This is a genomic window from Streptomyces seoulensis, assembly GCF_022846655.1.
In the GTDB taxonomy this organism is placed as follows: domain Bacteria; phylum Actinomycetota; class Actinomycetes; order Streptomycetales; family Streptomycetaceae; genus Streptomyces.
Genome location: NZ_AP025667.1, coordinates 5,717,310 through 5,733,641 on the forward strand (window position 1 = coordinate 5,717,310; position 16,332 = coordinate 5,733,641).

The 16,332-nt window shown below is 71.5% G+C and carries 14 protein-coding genes; 9 read left to right on the top strand and 5 right to left on the bottom strand.

Annotation, left to right across the window (positions count from 1 at the left end; translation table 11 throughout):
- Positions 1 to 20 precede the first annotated feature (20 nt).
- Complete coding sequence (locus tag HEK131_RS26115) at positions 21 to 1,037, bottom strand: 4-hydroxy-3-methylbut-2-enyl diphosphate reductase (RefSeq protein WP_202494770.1); 1,017 nt, start codon at positions 1,035 to 1,037, stop codon at positions 21 to 23.
- Between the two features lie 89 nt (positions 1,038 to 1,126).
- On the opposite strand from HEK131_RS26115, the gene xseA reads away from it, so the two are divergent.
- From xseA to HEK131_RS26130, 3 genes are all read left to right on the top strand, one after another.
- Complete coding sequence (gene xseA, locus HEK131_RS26120) at positions 1,127 to 2,347, top strand: exodeoxyribonuclease VII large subunit (RefSeq protein ID WP_244337212.1); 1,221 nt, start codon at positions 1,127 to 1,129, stop codon at positions 2,345 to 2,347.
- 9 nt (positions 2,348 to 2,356) lie between these two features.
- Positions 2,357 to 2,581: an exodeoxyribonuclease VII small subunit gene (locus HEK131_RS26125; protein ID WP_217461177.1), complete on the top strand. Its 225-nt coding sequence runs from the start codon at positions 2,357 to 2,359 to the stop codon at positions 2,579 to 2,581.
- A 103-nt stretch (positions 2,582 to 2,684) separates the two neighbouring features.
- The gene (locus HEK131_RS26130; protein WP_217461176.1) at positions 2,685 to 3,275 is read left to right on the top strand and encodes a malonic semialdehyde reductase; all 591 of its coding nucleotides are present in this window, start codon (positions 2,685 to 2,687) and stop codon (positions 3,273 to 3,275) included.
- A gap of 85 nt (positions 3,276 to 3,360) precedes the next feature.
- Here the strand turns inward: HEK131_RS26130 and HEK131_RS26135 are convergent, their stop codons facing one another.
- The gene (locus HEK131_RS26135; RefSeq protein WP_161146699.1) at positions 3,361 to 3,885 is read right to left on the bottom strand and encodes a DUF4245 domain-containing protein; all 525 of its coding nucleotides are present in this window, start codon (positions 3,883 to 3,885) and stop codon (positions 3,361 to 3,363) included.
- A 125-nt stretch (positions 3,886 to 4,010) separates the two neighbouring features.
- Between HEK131_RS26135 and glpX the strand changes: the two genes are divergently transcribed.
- On the top strand, positions 4,011 to 5,045 hold the full coding sequence (gene glpX, locus HEK131_RS26140; protein WP_217461175.1) for a class II fructose-bisphosphatase: 1,035 nt from the start codon (positions 4,011 to 4,013) through the stop codon (positions 5,043 to 5,045).
- 84 nt (positions 5,046 to 5,129) lie between these two features.
- On the opposite strand, the gene HEK131_RS26145 is transcribed toward glpX, so the two are convergent.
- Together HEK131_RS26145 and HEK131_RS26150 are read right to left on the bottom strand one after the other, a co-directional pair.
- Positions 5,130 to 5,495 (bottom strand): WhiB family transcriptional regulator, encoded by a 366-nt coding sequence (locus HEK131_RS26145; protein WP_161146701.1) that lies wholly within the window; start codon positions 5,493 to 5,495, stop codon positions 5,130 to 5,132.
- Positions 5,496 to 5,672: 177 nt separating this feature from the next.
- Positions 5,673 to 6,374, bottom strand: coding sequence for a DUF1707 SHOCT-like domain-containing protein (locus HEK131_RS26150; protein ID WP_217461174.1), 702 nt, complete (start codon positions 6,372 to 6,374; stop codon positions 5,673 to 5,675).
- Between the two features lie 189 nt (positions 6,375 to 6,563).
- Here HEK131_RS26150 and HEK131_RS26155 point away from each other — a divergent pair, with 189 nt between their 5' ends.
- The 5 genes from HEK131_RS26155 (at position 6,564) to HEK131_RS26175 (ending at position 13,718) form a co-directional block, all read left to right on the top strand.
- The gene (locus tag HEK131_RS26155; protein ID WP_217461173.1) at positions 6,564 to 8,234 is read left to right on the top strand and encodes a fumarate hydratase; all 1,671 of its coding nucleotides are present in this window, start codon (positions 6,564 to 6,566) and stop codon (positions 8,232 to 8,234) included.
- A 47-nt stretch (positions 8,235 to 8,281) separates the two neighbouring features.
- Positions 8,282 to 9,061, top strand: coding sequence for an SDR family NAD(P)-dependent oxidoreductase (locus tag HEK131_RS26160; RefSeq protein WP_244337213.1), 780 nt, complete (start codon positions 8,282 to 8,284; stop codon positions 9,059 to 9,061).
- Between the two features lie 110 nt (positions 9,062 to 9,171).
- Entirely contained in the window at positions 9,172 to 10,560 is a 1,389-nt protein-coding gene (locus HEK131_RS26165; RefSeq protein ID WP_244337214.1) for a class II fumarate hydratase, read from the top strand.
- 94 nt (positions 10,561 to 10,654) lie between these two features.
- The gene (fomD, locus tag HEK131_RS26170) at positions 10,655 to 11,344 is read left to right on the top strand and encodes a cytidylyl-2-hydroxypropylphosphonate hydrolase (protein WP_217461170.1); all 690 of its coding nucleotides are present in this window, start codon (positions 10,655 to 10,657) and stop codon (positions 11,342 to 11,344) included.
- A gap of 295 nt (positions 11,345 to 11,639) precedes the next feature.
- Positions 11,640 to 13,718: a SpoIIE family protein phosphatase gene (locus HEK131_RS26175; RefSeq protein WP_217461169.1), complete on the top strand. Its 2,079-nt coding sequence runs from the start codon at positions 11,640 to 11,642 to the stop codon at positions 13,716 to 13,718.
- Between the two features lie 65 nt (positions 13,719 to 13,783).
- On the opposite strand, the gene HEK131_RS26180 is transcribed toward HEK131_RS26175, so the two are convergent.
- Positions 13,784 to 16,126: a transglycosylase domain-containing protein gene (locus HEK131_RS26180; RefSeq protein WP_217461168.1), complete on the bottom strand. Its 2,343-nt coding sequence runs from the start codon at positions 16,124 to 16,126 to the stop codon at positions 13,784 to 13,786.
- Positions 16,127 to 16,332 lie beyond the last annotated feature (206 nt).

Genomic DNA, 16,332 nt, shown 5'->3' on the forward strand with positions numbered 1-16,332 from the left:
TTACGACGTACGACTGAGGGTCACGCCTCGGGCGTACCGGTTCCGCCACGCTGGGCCGCCAGGGCCGCCGCCTCCTCGCGCAGGTCGCGGCGGAGCTCCTTGGGCAGGGAGAAGGTGATGGACTCCTCGGCCGCCTTGACCAGCTCCACGTCGCCGTAGCCGCGCTGGGTCAGCCACTCGAGGACCTCCTCGACCAGGACCTCGGGCACGGAGGCACCGGAGGTGACACCGACCGTGGTGACGCCTTCCAGCCAGGTCTCGTCGATCTCGCTCGCGTAGTCCACCAGGTACGCCTCACGGGCACCGGCGAGCTTGGCGACTTCGACGAGGCGCACGGAGTTGGAGGAGTTGCGCGAGCCGACCACGATGACCAGCTCGGCCTCGGCGCCCATCTGCTTGACCGCGAGCTGGCGGTTCTGGGTGGCGTAGCAGATGTCGTCGCTGGGCGGGGAGACCAGGCCGGGGAACTTCGCCTTGAGGGCGTCCACGGTCTCCATGGTCTCGTCCACGGACAGGGTGGTCTGGGAGAGCCAGACGACCTTGGAGGGGTCGCGGATCTCGACCTTGGCGACGTCCTCGGGGCCGTCGACGAGCTGGATGTGCTCGGGGGCCTCGCCGGAGGTGCCGATGACCTCCTCGTGGCCCTCGTGACCGATCAGGAGGATGTCGTAGTCGTCGTTGGCGTAGCGGACGGCTTCCTTGTGGACCTTGGTGACCAGGGGGCAGGTGGCGTCGATGGTGGCGAGCTGTCCGCGCTTCGCCTCCTCGTGCACGGTCGGGGCGACGCCGTGCGCGGAGAACATCACGATGTGCCCCGGCGGCACCTCCTCCGTCTGCTCGACGAAGATCGCGCCCTTCTTCTCCAGGGTCTGCACGACGTACTTGTTGTGGACGATCTCGTGCCGGACGTAGATCGGGGCCCCGTACTGCTCGAGGGCCTTCTCGACGGCGATCACGGCGCGGTCCACACCGGCGCAGTAGCCACGGGGGGCGGCGAGCAGGACACGGCGGCCAGGCGAAGCGGTCATGCGATCCATCGTAAGGCCGGGCGGGCAACCTCGTAGATCCCCCCGGGGGGTGCTCCCGGCGCACCCCCTTTGTCGGCGGCGGCCGTTACGCTCGCGGCATGGCTGTGAACACGTCGCCCGAGGCCCCGCTCCCGGTCGGAGAGGTCTCCCGGCTGATCGGACGCTGGATCGACCGGCTGGGCGCGGTGTGGGTCGAGGGACAGATCACCCAGTTGTCGCGCCGGCCGGGTGCCGGGGTGGTCTTCCTGACGCTGCGCGACCCCTCGCACGACATCTCGGTGAGCGTGACCTGCTACCGGCAGGTGTTCGACACCGTCGCGGACGTGGTCGGCGAGGGCGCCCGGGTCGTGGTGCTGGCCAAGCCGGAGTGGTACGCGCCGCGCGGGCAGCTCTCGCTGCGGGCGGCGGAGATACGGCCGGTGGGCGTGGGCGAGCTGCTGGCCCGCCTGGAGCAGCTCAAGAAGTCGCTCGCGGCGGAGGGGCTGTTCGCCGCCGACCGCAAGAAGCCGCTGCCGTTCCTGCCGCAGCTCATCGGGCTGGTGTGCGGCCGGGCGTCGGCGGCCGAGCGCGACGTGCTGGAGAACGCCCGGCACCGCTGGCCCGCCGTCCGTTTCGAGGTGCGCAACGTGCCGGTGCAGGGGGTGCACGCGGTGCCGCAGGTGGTCCAGGCGGTCAAGGAGCTGGACGCGCGGGACGACGTGGACGTGATCGTGGTGGCCCGCGGCGGCGGCAGCGTGGAGGACCTCCTGCCGTTCTCCGACGAGGAGCTGGTACGGACGGTGGCCGCGTGCCGTACGCCGGTGGTCTCGGCGATCGGGCACGAGCCGGACACCCCGCTGCTGGACCTGGTGGCCGACCTGCGGGCCTCCACCCCGACCGACGCGGCCAAGAAGGTCGTACCGGACGTGGGTGAGGAGCTGGCGCGGGTACAGATGCTGCGCGACCGCGGCCGGCGCTGCGCGAGCGCGCTGCTGGAGCGGGAGGAGCGGGGGCTCGCGCACGCCCTGGCCCGGCCCGTGATGGAGCGCCCGCACCGGATGCTGGACGAGCGGGCCGAGCAGGTGGACGCGCTGCTGGGCCGCGCCCGGCGCACACTGGGGCATCTGCTGGACCGGGCGGAGTCGGAGCTGACCCACACGCACGCGCGCGTGGTCGCCCTCTCCCCCGCGGCCACCCTCCGGCGGGGCTACGCGGTGCTCCAGAAGGAGGACGGCCACGTGGTCCGCGACCCGGCCGAGGTGACGGAGGGCGAGCCGCTGCGGGCACGGGTGGCGGCGGGCGAGTTCGCGGTCCGGGTGGATGTCGGCGGCGATGAATAGGGTGGGCGGATGAGCAGCAAGGTGGACGAGGCGCTGTCGTACGAGCAGGCGCGGGACGAGTTGATCGAGGTCGTGCGGCGGCTGGAGGCGGGCGGTACGACGCTGGAGGAGTCCCTCGCGCTGTGGGAGCGCGGCGAGGAGCTGGCCAAGGTGTGCCGTCGCTGGCTGGAGGGGGCGCGGGAGCGGCTGGACGCGGCGCTCGCCGAGGAGGCGGAGGAAGACGGGGACGAGTAGCGCCCCGCGCGCCTTTGTTAAAACTTGAACTTCCCTGGCGTAGGGTCGGGTCCGTCAGCCGGTCCCGCGCCGCGGACCGTACGCGCACCCCAGGAAGTCACGCATGTCTCTCGTTCTCGACCCGGCCGCCCAGGACCTGCTGTTCCGCGAGGCCCACACCGCCAACTCCTTCACCGACGAGCCGGTGACCGACGAGCAGGTCCGCGCGATCTACGACCTGGTGAAGTACGGCCCCACCGCCTTCAACCAGACCCCGCTGCGCATCACCCTGGTCCGCTCCCCCGAGGCCCGCGAGCGCCTGCTCGGGCACATGGCGGAGGGCAACCGCGCCAAGACGGCCGCGGCCCCGCTGGTCGCGATCCTCTCGGCGGACAACGAGTTCCACGAGGAGCTGCCGGCCCTGTTCCCGGCGTTCCCGCAGGCCAAGGACGCCTTCTTCGCCGAGCGCCCGGTCCGTGAGCGCTCCGCCGCGCTGAACGCCGCGCTCCAGGCCGCCTACTTCGTCGTCGGCGTCCGCGCCGCCGGACTGGCCGCGGGCCCGATGACCGGCTTCGACCCCGAGGGTGTCCGCAAGGAGTTCCTGGACGACGACCACGCCCCGCTGATGATCGTCAACATCGGCCGCCCGGCCGCGGACGCCTCGTACCCGCGCAGCCCGCGCCTGGCGTACGACGACGTGATCACGACCGTCTGAGCCGGCTCTTTCAGCAGGTCACCGCACGCGCGAAGGCCCCCGGAATGCGATTCCGGGGGCCTTCGCGCATCGTGAGAGGGGGCCGCTACGCCATCTTGAGCGCCGTCGCCATGGTGGTCAGGCGGTCGAAGGACGCGGTGCCCGACACCACCGTGGTGGAGCCGGGGGTGCCCTCCAGCACGAGGGCGTCGTAGCGGCCGCCGGTGTAGCGGGTCCAGGTTCGGCCGTCGATCTTCTCGGTCTTCCCGGTCGCCGAGGAACCCTGGGTGGCCTGCTCGATGAAGTCGGAGCGCTTCTGGGCGGACTGCTCGACCTGCACGTACTCGCCCTCGGGGTCCTGGAAGCCGAGGTGCCAGCGGTCGGACTCCTCGCCACGGAAGCGGACGGAGGTCGCCTTCCAGGTGTCCGGCAGCCCCTCGGGGGCCGCCACCGGGTAGCTCACGGCCCTGCGTGCCGTGGTCGTCTCGACCGTGTAGTCGACCCGGGGGAGGTCGGGCGCATGGTCGTCGTGCGGGACGAAGACGTAGACGACCGCCGCCGCGATACCGATGAGGGCCAGGGAGAGGATCATGTCCCGGACCGTCTTCTGCTTGCCGTTCGAACCTGCCACGCCCCCTATGGTCGCAGGTGCCCTCCGCGCTCATCCGTGGGGCCCCCTGCTCATTTTTTCAGTCCGGGGATAGAGTCACCCCACACCCTCATCCGGCCGTCGTCGTATCAGAAAGGTGCGCTCCGATGACCGAGCATCATCTTCTTCCGTCCGAACTCGATGTTCCCTCCGAGGCTCCCGACCGGAACCTCGCCCTGGAACTGGTCCGAGTCACCGAAGCCGCGGCCATGGCCGCGGGCCGCTGGGTAGGCCGCGGCGACAAGAACGGCGCCGACGGTGCCGCCGTGCGCGCCATGCGGACCCTCGTCTCGACCGTGTCCATGAACGGCGTCGTCGTCATCGGCGAGGGCGAGAAGGACGAAGCGCCGATGCTCTTCAACGGAGAGCGGGTCGGCGACGGCACCGGACCCGAGGTCGACATCGCGGTCGACCCGATCGACGGCACCACGCTGACGGCCAAGGGCATGCCGAACGCGATCGCCGTGCTGGCCGCCGCCGAGCGCGGCGCCATGTTCGACCCGTCCGCCGTGTTCTACATGGACAAGCTGGTCACCGGGCCCGAGGCGGCCGACTTCGTCGACATCGACGCCCCCGTGTCGGTCAACATCCGCCGGGTCGCCAAGGCCAAGCGGCGCACGCCCGAGGACGTCACCGTCGTCATCCTGGACCGGCCCCGGCACGAGGGGGTCATCAAGGAGATCCGGGACACCGGCGCGCGGATCAAGCTGATCTCGGACGGAGACGTGGCGGGCTCCATCCTGGCGCTGCGGGAGGGCACCGGTATCGACCTGCTGCTCGGCGTCGGCGGCACCCCCGAGGGGATCATCTCGGCCTGCGCGGTGAAGTGCCTGGGCGGGACGATCCAGGGGAAGCTGTGGCCCAAGGACGACGAGGAGCGGGAGCGCGCGATCGCCGCCGGGCACGACCTGGACCGGGTGCTGACCACGGACGATCTGGTGAGCGGGGAGAACGTGTTCTTCGTGGCCACCGGGATCACCGACGGCGAGCTGATGCGGGGAGTGCGGTACCGGTCCGAGACCGCGACGACCGATTCCATCGTGATGCGGTCCAAGTCGGGCACCGTGCGGAAGATCGACTCCGAGCACCGGCTGAGCAAGCTGCGGGCCTACAGCGCGGTCGACTTCGACCGGGCGAAGTAGCGCCTGAGGGGGCGGGGGGTTCCTGCGGTTGCCGGTCCGCCGAGACCGGTCGCGTGGTTCCCCGCGCCCCTGAGAACTTCCGGCTCAGCCCGCTATGCGGGCCGCCGTCGTCTTCTGCAGCTCCACCTCGCGCCTGCGCCTGCGGGCCAGGACCACCCGGCGCTCGGCCGCGGTCAGGCCGCCCCAGACGCCGTAGGGCTCGGGCTGGAGCAGGGCGTGTTCACGGCACTCGATCATCACCGGACAGCGGGCGCACACCCGCTTCGCCGCCTCCTCGCGGGACAGGCGGGCGGCGGTCGGCTCCTTCGACGGGGCGAAGAACAGACCGGCCTCGTCGCGGCGGCACACCGCCTCGGTGTGCCAGGGCGCGTCCTGATCCCTGTCTCGCGCCGGCCCCCGCTGGGCCGGAACGGCGGCTACCTGCAGGGACGAATGCGGCGGTTGCAGCACGGTCTACTCCTGACGACGGATTCGCTAGCGAGAGACGATGCAGCAAGCCCTACCCGTTGTACGCGCGCCTATGCACTGCGTTCCCAACCACCGGCGCGCGACGGCTTGTTCGCACCCTTCACACGAGCGTCCGCCGGGGTTCCGCCTCCGCGCGGAACCGGGACGAATTCACGACCGTCAACGGTCCAGGTGTTTGCGCAGCTTCCGGTCGACCCGATCCTGGACCCGGTCGAGGATGTCCGCCACGATCCGGCCTCGCTTGGGCCGCGCCTCCACGTTCCCGAGCACCGACCAGCCGTCGACGTAGATCACGGGGGCGTCGGACTGGACCGAGTCCAGCGTGCTGACCTCGAAGTTGCCCAGCACGCTGCCGCCCGTGCCGCGCAGCGACACGTTCTCCGGGACCCGGATCTGGACGTCCCCGAAGACCGAGACCGCCTTGATCACCACCTGTTGGTACTCGAAGAGCGCCTCGCTGAGGTCTATCTCGACGCTGCCGAAGACCGCGAACGCGTGCAGCCGGCGGCCCGCACGCCAGCGGCCCCGGCGCACGGCGCTGCTGAAGACGGCGACCACACTGGTGTCGGCCTCGGCCGGGAGCGCGCCGGGCAGCGGACGGTTCGGCACGGAGCTGTACGCGGGCGCTGCGGGGCGGTCGTGGGCGGCCGGGAGGTCACGTATGAAGACGTCCAGCTCGCCGACGGTCTTGGTGTGCAGCACCCCCTCCACCCGCTCGGCGTGCTCCTCGGCGGTCAGCCGGCCCTCGGCCAGGGCCTCGCGGAGGATGTCGGCGACGCGGTCGCGGTCCGCGTCGGAGGCGCGCAGGTCGGCCGGGCGCGGGGCGGTGTCCGCGGGCTGGGCGTGCTTGTGAAGGTCCACGACAGCAGAGTACCGAAACGCGATAGATCGCGACTAGGGGCTGTGGACAACTGCCCCGACAACGTTGCCCGGCGCCGGCTCCCGCCAAGTGAGTCTTACCTCACCGGCGCGATGTCCGAGGGGGGTTCTACGCTGGACAGGCTCGCCAGCGTCGGCGGGCGCCGTCCGTCGAGTGAGGAATGGGCTGAGATGCCTGAGTTCGCGTACACCGATCTGCTCCCCCAGGGAGAGGACACCACGCCCTACCGCCTGGTGACCTCCGAGGGTGTGTCCACCGTCGAGGGGCCGGACGGGCGGACGTTCCTCAAGGTGGAGCCGGAGGCGCTGCGCAAGCTGGCCGAGGAGGCCATCCACGACATCCAGCACTACCTGCGCCCCGCCCACCTCGCCCAGTTGCGCCGGATCATCGATGACCCGGAGGCCTCCGGCAACGACAAGTTCGTCGCGCTGGACCTGCTGAAGAACGCGAACATCGCGGCGGCGGGCGTGCTCCCGATGTGCCAGGACACCGGCACCGCGATCGTCATGGGCAAGCGCGGCCAGAACGTGCTGACCGAGGGCGGCGACGAGGAAGCGCTGAGCCGCGGCATCTACGACGCCTACCTGAACCTCAACCTGCGCTACTCGCAGATGGCTCCGCTCACCATGTGGGAGGAGAAGAACACCGGCTCCAACCTCCCGGCGCAGATCGAGCTGTACGCGGCCGACGGCGGCGCCTACAAGTTCCTCTTCATGGCCAAGGGCGGCGGTTCGGCCAACAAGTCCTTCCTGTACCAGGAGACGAAGGCCGTCCTGAACGAGTCCTCCATGATGAAGTTCCTGGAGGAGAAGATCCGTTCGCTGGGCACGGCCGCCTGCCCGCCGTACCACCTGGCGATCGTGGTCGGCGGTACGTCGGCCGAGTTCGCGCTGAAGACCGCGAAGTACGCCTCCGCGCACTACCTGGACGAGATCCCGGCCGAGGGGTCCGCGCTCGGTCACGGCTTCCGGGACAAGGAGCTGGAGGAGAAGGTCTTCGAGCTGACGCAGAAGATCGGCATCGGCGCCCAGTTCGGCGGCAAGTACTTCTGCCACGACGTGCGCGTGGTGCGCCTGCCCCGGCACGGCGCGTCCTGCCCGGTCGCCATCGCCGTCTCCTGCTCGGCCGACCGCCAGGCCGTCGCCAAGATCACCGCCGAGGGCGTGTTCCTGGAGCAGTTGGAGACGGACCCGGCGCGCTTCCTGCCGGAGACGACGGACGAGCACCTCGACGAGTCCTCGGACGTCGTGAAGATCGACCTCAACCAGCCGATGGACGAGATCCTCGCGGAGCTGACCAAGTACCCGGTCAAGACCCGCCTCTCGCTGACCGGCCCGCTGGTCGTGGCCCGCGACATCGCGCACGCCAAGATCAAGGAGCGGCTGGACGCGGGCGAGGGCATGCCCCAGTACCTCAAGGACCACCCCGTCTACTACGCGGGCCCGGCGAAGACCCCCGAGGGCTACGCCTCCGGCTCCTTCGGTCCGACCACGGCCGGGCGCATGGACTCCTACGTAGAGCAGTTCCAGGCGGCCGGCGGCTCCAAGGTGATGCTCGCCAAGGGCAACCGGAGCAAGCAGGTCACCGCCGCGTGCGACGCCCACGGCGGCTTCTACCTCGGCTCCATCGGCGGCCCCGCCGCCCGCCTCGCCCAGGACTGCATCAAGAAGGTCGAGGTCCTGGAGTACGAGGAGCTGGGCATGGAGGCGGTCTGGAAGATCGAGGTCGAGGACTTCCCGGCCTTCGTCGTGGTCGACGACAAGGGCAACGACTTCTTCCAGGACCCGGCCCCGGCCCCGACGTTCACGTCGATCCCGGTCCGGGGTCCCGGCCTGGCGTGACCACTCCCGCCCTGGGGGCCGTTCCGGACGGCCCCTAGGGTGCGGGCATGACTTCTCAGGCTTATCTCTCCGGGCTGTTCTCGCTGGACGGGCGGGTCGCCGTGGTGACCGGGGGCAGCTCCGGGATCGGGCGGGCCATCGCCGAGGCACTGGCGCGGGCCGGTGCCTCCGTGGTGGTCGTGGCGCGCGGCAAGGAGGCGCTGGAGGCCACCTGTGCCCAGCTCGGCGAACTCGGCTGCCGGGCGGGGTGGGTGAGCGCCGACCTGAGCACCCGTGAGGGGGTCCGGGCCGCCGGGGAAGAGGCGGCCGGGGTGTTCGGGGAGCCCGACATCCTCGTCAACTGCGCCGGGATCAATCTGCGGCCGCCCTTCAGCGAGTTGAGCGAGGAGGAGTGGGACCTCACCCTCGCCGTGAACCTCCATGCACCCCACCTGCTGAGCCGGCGGTTCGGGCCGGGGATGGCCGAGCGCGGGTTCGGGCGGATCATCCACATCTCCTCCCAGCAGGCGCACCGCGCGTTCGTCCGCTCGGGGGCCTACGGGGTGTCCAAGGGCGCGCTGGAGTCGCTCGCGCGCTCCCAGGCCGAGGAATGGTCGCCGTACGGCGTCACCTGCAACACGCTGGTGCCGGGCTTCGTGATGACGCCGCTCAACAGCCGGCTGTCGTCCGACCCGGAGAAGGTGGCGGCGCTGGCCGCGCGGACGATGGTGGGCCGTAACGGGCTCGCCGAGGACTTCGCGGGCGCGGCCGTCTTCCTGGCGAGCCGGTCCTCCGCCTACGTCACCGGCCAGTCCCTCTTCGTGGACGGCGGCTTCTCGGTCCACTGAACGGCGTCCACCGAACGGCGTCCGCCGAGCCCCGTCCGCCGAAGGCGCCCGCCGGACCCCGTCCGGCTCAGCCGAGGAACATCACGGCGCCCCCGTTCGCTGTACCGGGTATGACCGACGAGTACCGCACCGAGCACGACTCCATGGGCGAGGTCCGCGTCCCCGCCCACGCCAAGTGGCGCGCGCAGACCCAGCGCGCCGTCGAGAACTTCCCGGTCTCCGGCCAGCGCCTGGAGCGCGCGCACATCGAGGCGCTGGCCCGGATCAAGGGGGCGGCGGCGAAGGTGAACGCCGACCTGGGGGTGCTGGATCGGGACGTGGCCGACGCGATCCAGGAGGCCGCCGAGGAGGTCGCGTCGGGCCGGTGGGACGAGCACTTCCCGGTGGACGTCTTCCAGACCGGCTCCGGCACCTCCTCCAACATGAACGCCAACGAGGTGATCGCCACCCTCGCCGGTGAGCGGCTGGGCCGGGACGTGCACCCCAACGACCAGGTCAACGCCTCCCAGTCGTCCAACGACGTCTTCCCCTCCTCCCTCCACGTGGCGGCCACCGCGGCCTTGGTCCACGACCTGATCCCGGCGCTGGAGCACCTGGCCGCCGCCCTCACCCGCAAGGCGGCGGAGTTCGCCGACGTGGTCAAGGCGGGGCGCACCCATCTGATGGACGCGACCCCCGTGACCCTGGGTCAGGAGTTCGGCGGCTACGCGGCACAGGTGACGTACGGCGTGGAACGGCTGCGTTCCTCGCTGCCCCGGCTGGCCGAACTCCCGCTCGGCGGAACGGCGGTGGGCACCGGCATCAACACCCCGCCCGGCTTCTCGGCGGCGGTGATCGAGGAGGTGGCGCGGGCGACCGGGCTGCCGTTCACCGAGGCCCGCGACCACTTCGAGGCCCAGGGGGCGCGCGACGCGGTCGTGGAGACCAGCGGGCAACTGCGGACCGTCGCGGTCGGCCTGACGAAGATCGCCAACGATCTGCGCTGGATGTCCTCCGGCCCGCGCACCGGTCTGGCCGAGATCCGGCTGCCCGACCTCCAGCCGGGCTCCTCGATCATGCCGGGCAAGGTCAATCCGGTCGTCCCGGAGGCGGTGCTGATGGTCGCGGCGCAGGTCGTCGGCAACGACGCCACCATCGCCACCGCCGGGGCCGCCGGGAACTTCGAGCTGAACGTGATGCTCCCGGTCATGGCGAAGAACGTGCTGGAGTCGGTCCGGCTGCTGGCCAACGCCTCCCGCCTGCTGGCCGACCGCACGATCGACGGCATCACCGCCGACCGGGAACGCGCCCGCGAGTACGCCGAGTCCTCCCCCTCCGTGGTGACCCCGCTCAACCGCTACGTCGGCTACGAGGAGGCCGCGAGGATCGCCAAGAAGTCGCTCGCGGAACGCAAGACGATCCGCGAGGTGGTCCTGGAGGGCGGCTACGTGGAGCGCGGTGACCTCACCCTGGAGCAGTTGGACGAGGCGCTGGATGTCCTGCGGATGACGCGCCCGTGACGGGCCGCGAACAGCTCCGTCGATTTCCCGCCACCTGTCCGGAAGGGTGACGCGCACCGCAGCAGCGGGTGCTTCCGGCACCTAATATCTGCCCATGACGGACGACGAAGCGGTGAGACGAGCGGAAGCGGCCCCTACGGCGTACTGGACGCCCGGCACCCCGATCCTGTGGCGGTACCGGGAGAACGCGGGCGACGCGTTCCACATCGCGCGTCCCGTCACCGTCGTCCGGGACGACGCGGATCTGCTCGCGGTCTGGCTGGCCCCCGGCACCGAGTGCGTCAAGCCGGTGCTCGCCGACGGCACGCCGGTGCATCTGGAACCGCTGGAGTCCCGCTACACCAAGCCGCGCGTGGTGCGGCGGGACCGCTGGTTCGGCACCGGGGTGCTGAAGCTGGCCCGGCCCGGCGAGCCCTGGTCGGTGTGGCTGTTCTGGGAACCGGGCTGGCGCTTCAAGAACTGGTACGTCAACCTGGAGCAACCACTGGCCCGTTGGGCCGGCGGGGTCGACTCCGAGGACCACTTCCTGGACATCTCCGTCCACCCGGACCGCACCTGGCACTGGCGGGACGAGGACGAGTTCGCCCAGGCGCAGCGGGACGGCCTGATGGACGCGGAGACCGCCGGGCGGGTCCGGGCGGCGGGACGGCGGGCGGTGGAGGTGATCCGGGCATGGGGGGCGCCGTTCACGGACGGCTGGCAGCACTGGCGGCCCGATCCGGCGTGGTCGGTTCCGGCACTTCCGGAGGACTGGGACCGTACGCCCGCGCACATGTCCTCATGAGACCCTTGATGCGCCCCCGGACCACAACCGTAGGATCGTCCTCCGCAAGGGCACCGAGGTACAACTGCCGGAGTCTGCGCAGAGCCTGACCATATGTCACCGAGGGGCGGCAGCACGTGAGCGAGGGGTACGAGGGCAACGGCGGCGCGAGGACCGCGGGGTTCCCCCCGGCGGTGGAAACTGCCTCCGACCACGCGGGAATTCCGTTCCTGGGGCATGTATTCCGGGTATCGGGACTTCGGCGGCATCTCCCGCGCGCCCTGCGCGCAGCCCCGGACGGACGGATTCGACACGCGTGACGGAGCAGCCCACTTCCTCCTGCGGACGCCCCCAGCCGGGCGTCGACCCCGCCGTGCGCGGGGCGCTGCTGGGTGCCCCGGCCCAGGCACGGGGCGGCGCGGGCACGGGGAAGAACAAGAAGAAGGAGCGCCCAGTCAACGGCCCTGAGCACTCGCAGCCGGCCGCCGCCGAGCCCATGGGGGAACCTCCCGCGCGCGCGAAGTCCAGCGTGGGGGAACACCGTCCGAGGCCGGCGCCGGAGTCCATTCCCGCCCAGCCGGGCGCCGAGCAGGAGCGCGCGGCGGGCGGCCAGGAGCGACGCACCGGGCGCGGTGGCCCGCCGGGCCGCCCCATGCCCATGCGCCGTGACGGCGACCGGCTGCGGTTCGTCGGCGCGGCCACCCGGCGCATCGCGCGCGGTCTCGACCTGGACGAGATCGTGATGGGCCTGTGCCGCGCCACCGTGCCCACGTTCTCCGACGCGATCCTCGTCTACCTGCGCGACCCGCTGCCGGTCGGCGACGAGCGGCCCACCGGGCCGGTGGTGCTGCGGCTGCGCCGCACCGACCGGATCCCGGACGAGCGGGAGACCGAGGGCCTGCTGCTGCCTCCGTCGTTCCCGGAGCCGGACGCCGAGTCCTCGGCGCTGGCCGCGCTCTCCGGGCCGGCCGCGCTGACCGCCGAGCTGTGCGAGGTGCGTCCTGGCGGCGCGCTGAACGAGGTGCTGCGCGGGGTGCGCCCGGTGTTCGCGGACACCCCCGCCGCCCGCGCCGCGCTGCCCGAACTGCTCGGCGAGGACGGCGAGGCGGTCGTACCGTCCGGGCAGCGGGCGATCCTCGCGCCGCTGCGCGGGCGGCGCCGGGTGATCGGCGCGGCGGTGTTCCTGCGCCGCCCGGACCGGCTGGCCTTCGAGGCGGAGGACCTGCTGGTGGCGGCGCAGCTCGCCACGCACAGCGCGCTCGGCATCGACAAGGCGGTGCTGTACGGCCGCGAGGCGTACATCGCGGACGAGTTGCAGCGCACCATGCTGCCCGAGACGCTGCCGCATCCCACCGGGGTGCGGCTGGCCTCGCGCTACCTGCCCGCGGCGGAGACGGCCCGGGTGGGCGGCGACTGGTACGACGCGATCCCGCTGCCGGGCAGCCGGGTGGCGCTGGTGGTCGGCGACGTGATGGGCCACTCCATGACCTCGGCGGCGATCATGGGCCAACTGCGCACCACCGCGCAGACCCTGGCCGGTCTCGACCTGCCGCCCGAGGAGGTGCTGCACCACCTGGACGAACAGGCGCAGCGCCTGGGCACGGACCGCATGGCGACCTGCATGTACGCGGTCTACGACCCGGTCACGCACCGCATCACGATCGCCAACGCCGGTCATCCGCCGCCGGTGCTGCTGCACCTGGGCGGGACCGCGGAGGTGCTGCGGGTGCCGCCGGGCGCGCCGATCGGCGTGGGCGGGGTGGACTTCGAGGCGGTCGAGCTGGACGCGCCCGCCGGAGCCACGCTGCTGCTGTACACCGACGGCCTGGTGGAGTCCCGGCTGCGGGACGTGTGGACGGGCATAGAGCAGTTGCGGGAGCGGTTGACCGCGACCGCGCAACTGACCGGCCCGGACCACCCGCCGCCGCTGGAAGCCCTGTGCGACGAGGTGCTGGACATGCTCGGCCCGGGCGACCGGGACGACGACATCGCCCTGCTCGCGGCCCGCTTCGAGGGGATCGCGTCCAGCGATGTGAAGTGCTGGTCGCTGGACGCGGAGGACGCGGCGCCGGGCAAGGCACGCCGGCTGGCCCGTGCGGCGCTGGCCGACTGGGGCCTGGAGGAGCTGACGGACTCGGTGGAGCTGCTGGTCAGCGAGGTGGTCACCAACGCGGTGCGCTACACCACGCGTCCGGTGACGCTGCGGCTGCTGCGCACGGACGTGCTGCGCTGCGAGGTCGGTGACGACGTGCCGCAGTTGCCCCGGCTGTGCCAGGCGAGAGCCACCGACGAGGGCGGCCGCGGCCTGTACCTGGTCAACAAGCTGGCCCGGCGCTGGGGCGCGACCCGGCTGAGTGTCGGCAAGGTCGTCTGGTTCGAGCTGCACGGGGGCTGATCCCGTCCGGTACGACGCGAAGGGCGCCCGGCATGTCGCCGGGCGCCCTTCGCGCGTGCGGGGTCCTACTGGCCGTCGTCCCGCTGGCGGGGGTCGAACGGGTTGCGCGGGGTGATGCCCCCGGTCGGCGGCTGCGTGGTCGGCGGCGTGGTCGGGCTCTGGGTGGGAGGCGTCGGGGTCCCGGTGTCGCTCGGGGTCTCGCTCGGCGTCTCGGACGGGCTCTCGGAGGTCGGCGGTTCGCTGCTAGGTGTCTCGGACGGCGTCCGGGACGGGGTCTCGCTGGGGGTCGGCGGCGGGGTCGGGGCGATGGCGGCACCCTGGGTGGTGTCGAGGTCGAACTCGGCCTGCCGGGTCACGCCGAAGGTGTAGGCCGCCCAGATCCGGGCCGGGGGACCGCCGCCGTTGACGCGGCCGCCGCCCATCGCGCCCTTGAGCGAGACATGGGCGTTGCGCTTGACCTTCTCGCCCTCGCAGCCGGTGCCGCCGTCCTTGGCCGCCTCGCCGAACAGGCCGACGGAGGTGACGAGATCGGGGGTGTACCCGGTGAACCAGGCCGAGCGGTTGCAGTCGGAGGTGCCGGTCTTGCCCGCCACCTGCTGCCCGGCGCGCAGCGCGTCGTTCGCCACGGACTGCCGGGCGGTGCCGTCGTCGACGACGCCGGTGAGCACGGAGGTCACGGTGTCGGCGGTGGTGCGGTCCAGCACCCGCTCGCCGACCGGGTCCGGCATCTGGACCGTACGGCCGCCCTGCTCGGCCGACTTGACGATGCTCGGGGTGACCTTGCGGCCGTGGTTGTCGAGGGTGGCGTACATGCCCGCCATCTCCAGCGGGCTGGCGCCCATGGAGCCGAGGGTCTGCGCCGGGACCGCCTGCATGCCCTCGGTGTCCATGCCGAGCTGCTTCGCGGTGTCCATGACCTTGTCCATGCCGACGTCCACGCCCATCTGCGCGAACACGGAGTTGACGGACTTGTTCATGGCCTGCTGGACGGTGACCGGGCCGTAGTCCGCGTCGTCCTCGTTGGGCGGGGCGAAGCCGACGCGGGAGCCGTGGTCGAGGACCTGGCGGCGGCTGGTGCCGTCGTAGACGGTGCTCGCCCCGATGAGCGTCCCGCTCTGGGTGGTGGCGCCGTGCTCCAGCGCCGCGGCGAGGATGACCGGCTTGAAGGTGGAGGCCGGCTGGTAGTCGCGGCGGGTGGCGTTGTCGAACCAGTGGCTGTAGTAGTCCTTGCCGCCGTAGAGGGCGACGATCCCGCCGGTCCTGGGGTCGACGGAGACCGCGCCGGCCTGGACGTCGGCGTCGACCGGGCGCCGCTTCGGGTCGAGCTTGCTGGTGAGCTGGGTCTTGACCGACTTCTCCAGCGCGGCCTGCTTCTTGCGGTCGACGTGGAGGGTGATGTTCCAGCCCTGGCCCTCGACCTTGGCCTCGGCCTCCGAGCGGGAGATGCCCTCCTGCTCCATCAGCCGCCTCTCGAGCTGGGAGTTGGCCAGCGAGACCAGGTAGCCCTTCTGACCCGTCATGCCGGGGGCGCCCTTGGGCTCCTTGGGCACCGGGAACTTCAGGGCGGCGCGCTTGCCCGGGTCGAGCCAGTGCTCCTTGACCATGTTGTTCAGGACGTAGTTCCAGCGCTCGGTGACCAACCGCTTGCCGGTGGGCGAGGCGGCGGCCCAGTCGTACTGGCTGGGGGCCTGGAGGAGGGCGGCGAGGTAGGCGCCCTGTTCGACGGTGAGGTCCTGGGCGTCGACGCGGTAGTACGCCTGGGCGGCGGCCTGGATGCCGTAGGCGCCGCGGCCGTAGTAGCTGGTGTTGATGTACCCGGCGAGGATGTCGTCCTTGGACTTCTCGCGCTCCACCTTCAGCGAGATGACCATCTCCTTGAGCTTGCGGGAGACGGTCTGGTCCTGGCTGAGGTAGTAGTTCTTGACGTACTGCTGGGTGATGGTCGAACCACCCTGCTTGCCGCGCCCCGCGAGGGTGTTGAGCATGCCGCGCGCGGTGCCCTTCAGGTCGACGCCGGGGTCGGTGTAGAAGGACTTGTTCTCGGCGGCGACGAAGGTGAGCTGGACCTTGCGGGGCACCTTGGACAGGCCGACTATCTCGCGGTTGACCTTGCCGTCGCGGGCGAGGACGGTGCCGTCGTCGTACTTGTAGACGTTGCTCTGGCGCTGGGCGGCGACGTTGCCGGCCGGCACGTCGACCGACATGTACAGCGCGGCGAAGCCGGCCATGCACAGCAGGCACAGGCCGAAGACCGTGCCGACGATCTTCTTCCAGGTGAAGAGCCGGCGTATTCGGCCCTTGGCGGGCTTGCCGCCGGACGGCTCGGACGCCGGGGCTGGTGAACGGCGTCCGGGTGCCGCGCGGTGGCCGCCGCGCTGTCGCGCTCGTCTCTCGTCCGCTCGTCCCATGGGTCCCTTGGCTCCGCTTCCGTCTCGGGGTCAGCTCCGAAAGCTAACACCCCTCTATGTGACAAAGAGCGTCCGATCCACACTTTTACGGACGTGAGAATCAGCACCCACCCCAAAGGAACCGACGGGCAGGAAGGGGGAGAGGTTGCCCTCGGGAACGCCCGGAAAAGCGGACTTGCCCGTTCCGCACCCCGCTATACACGCGA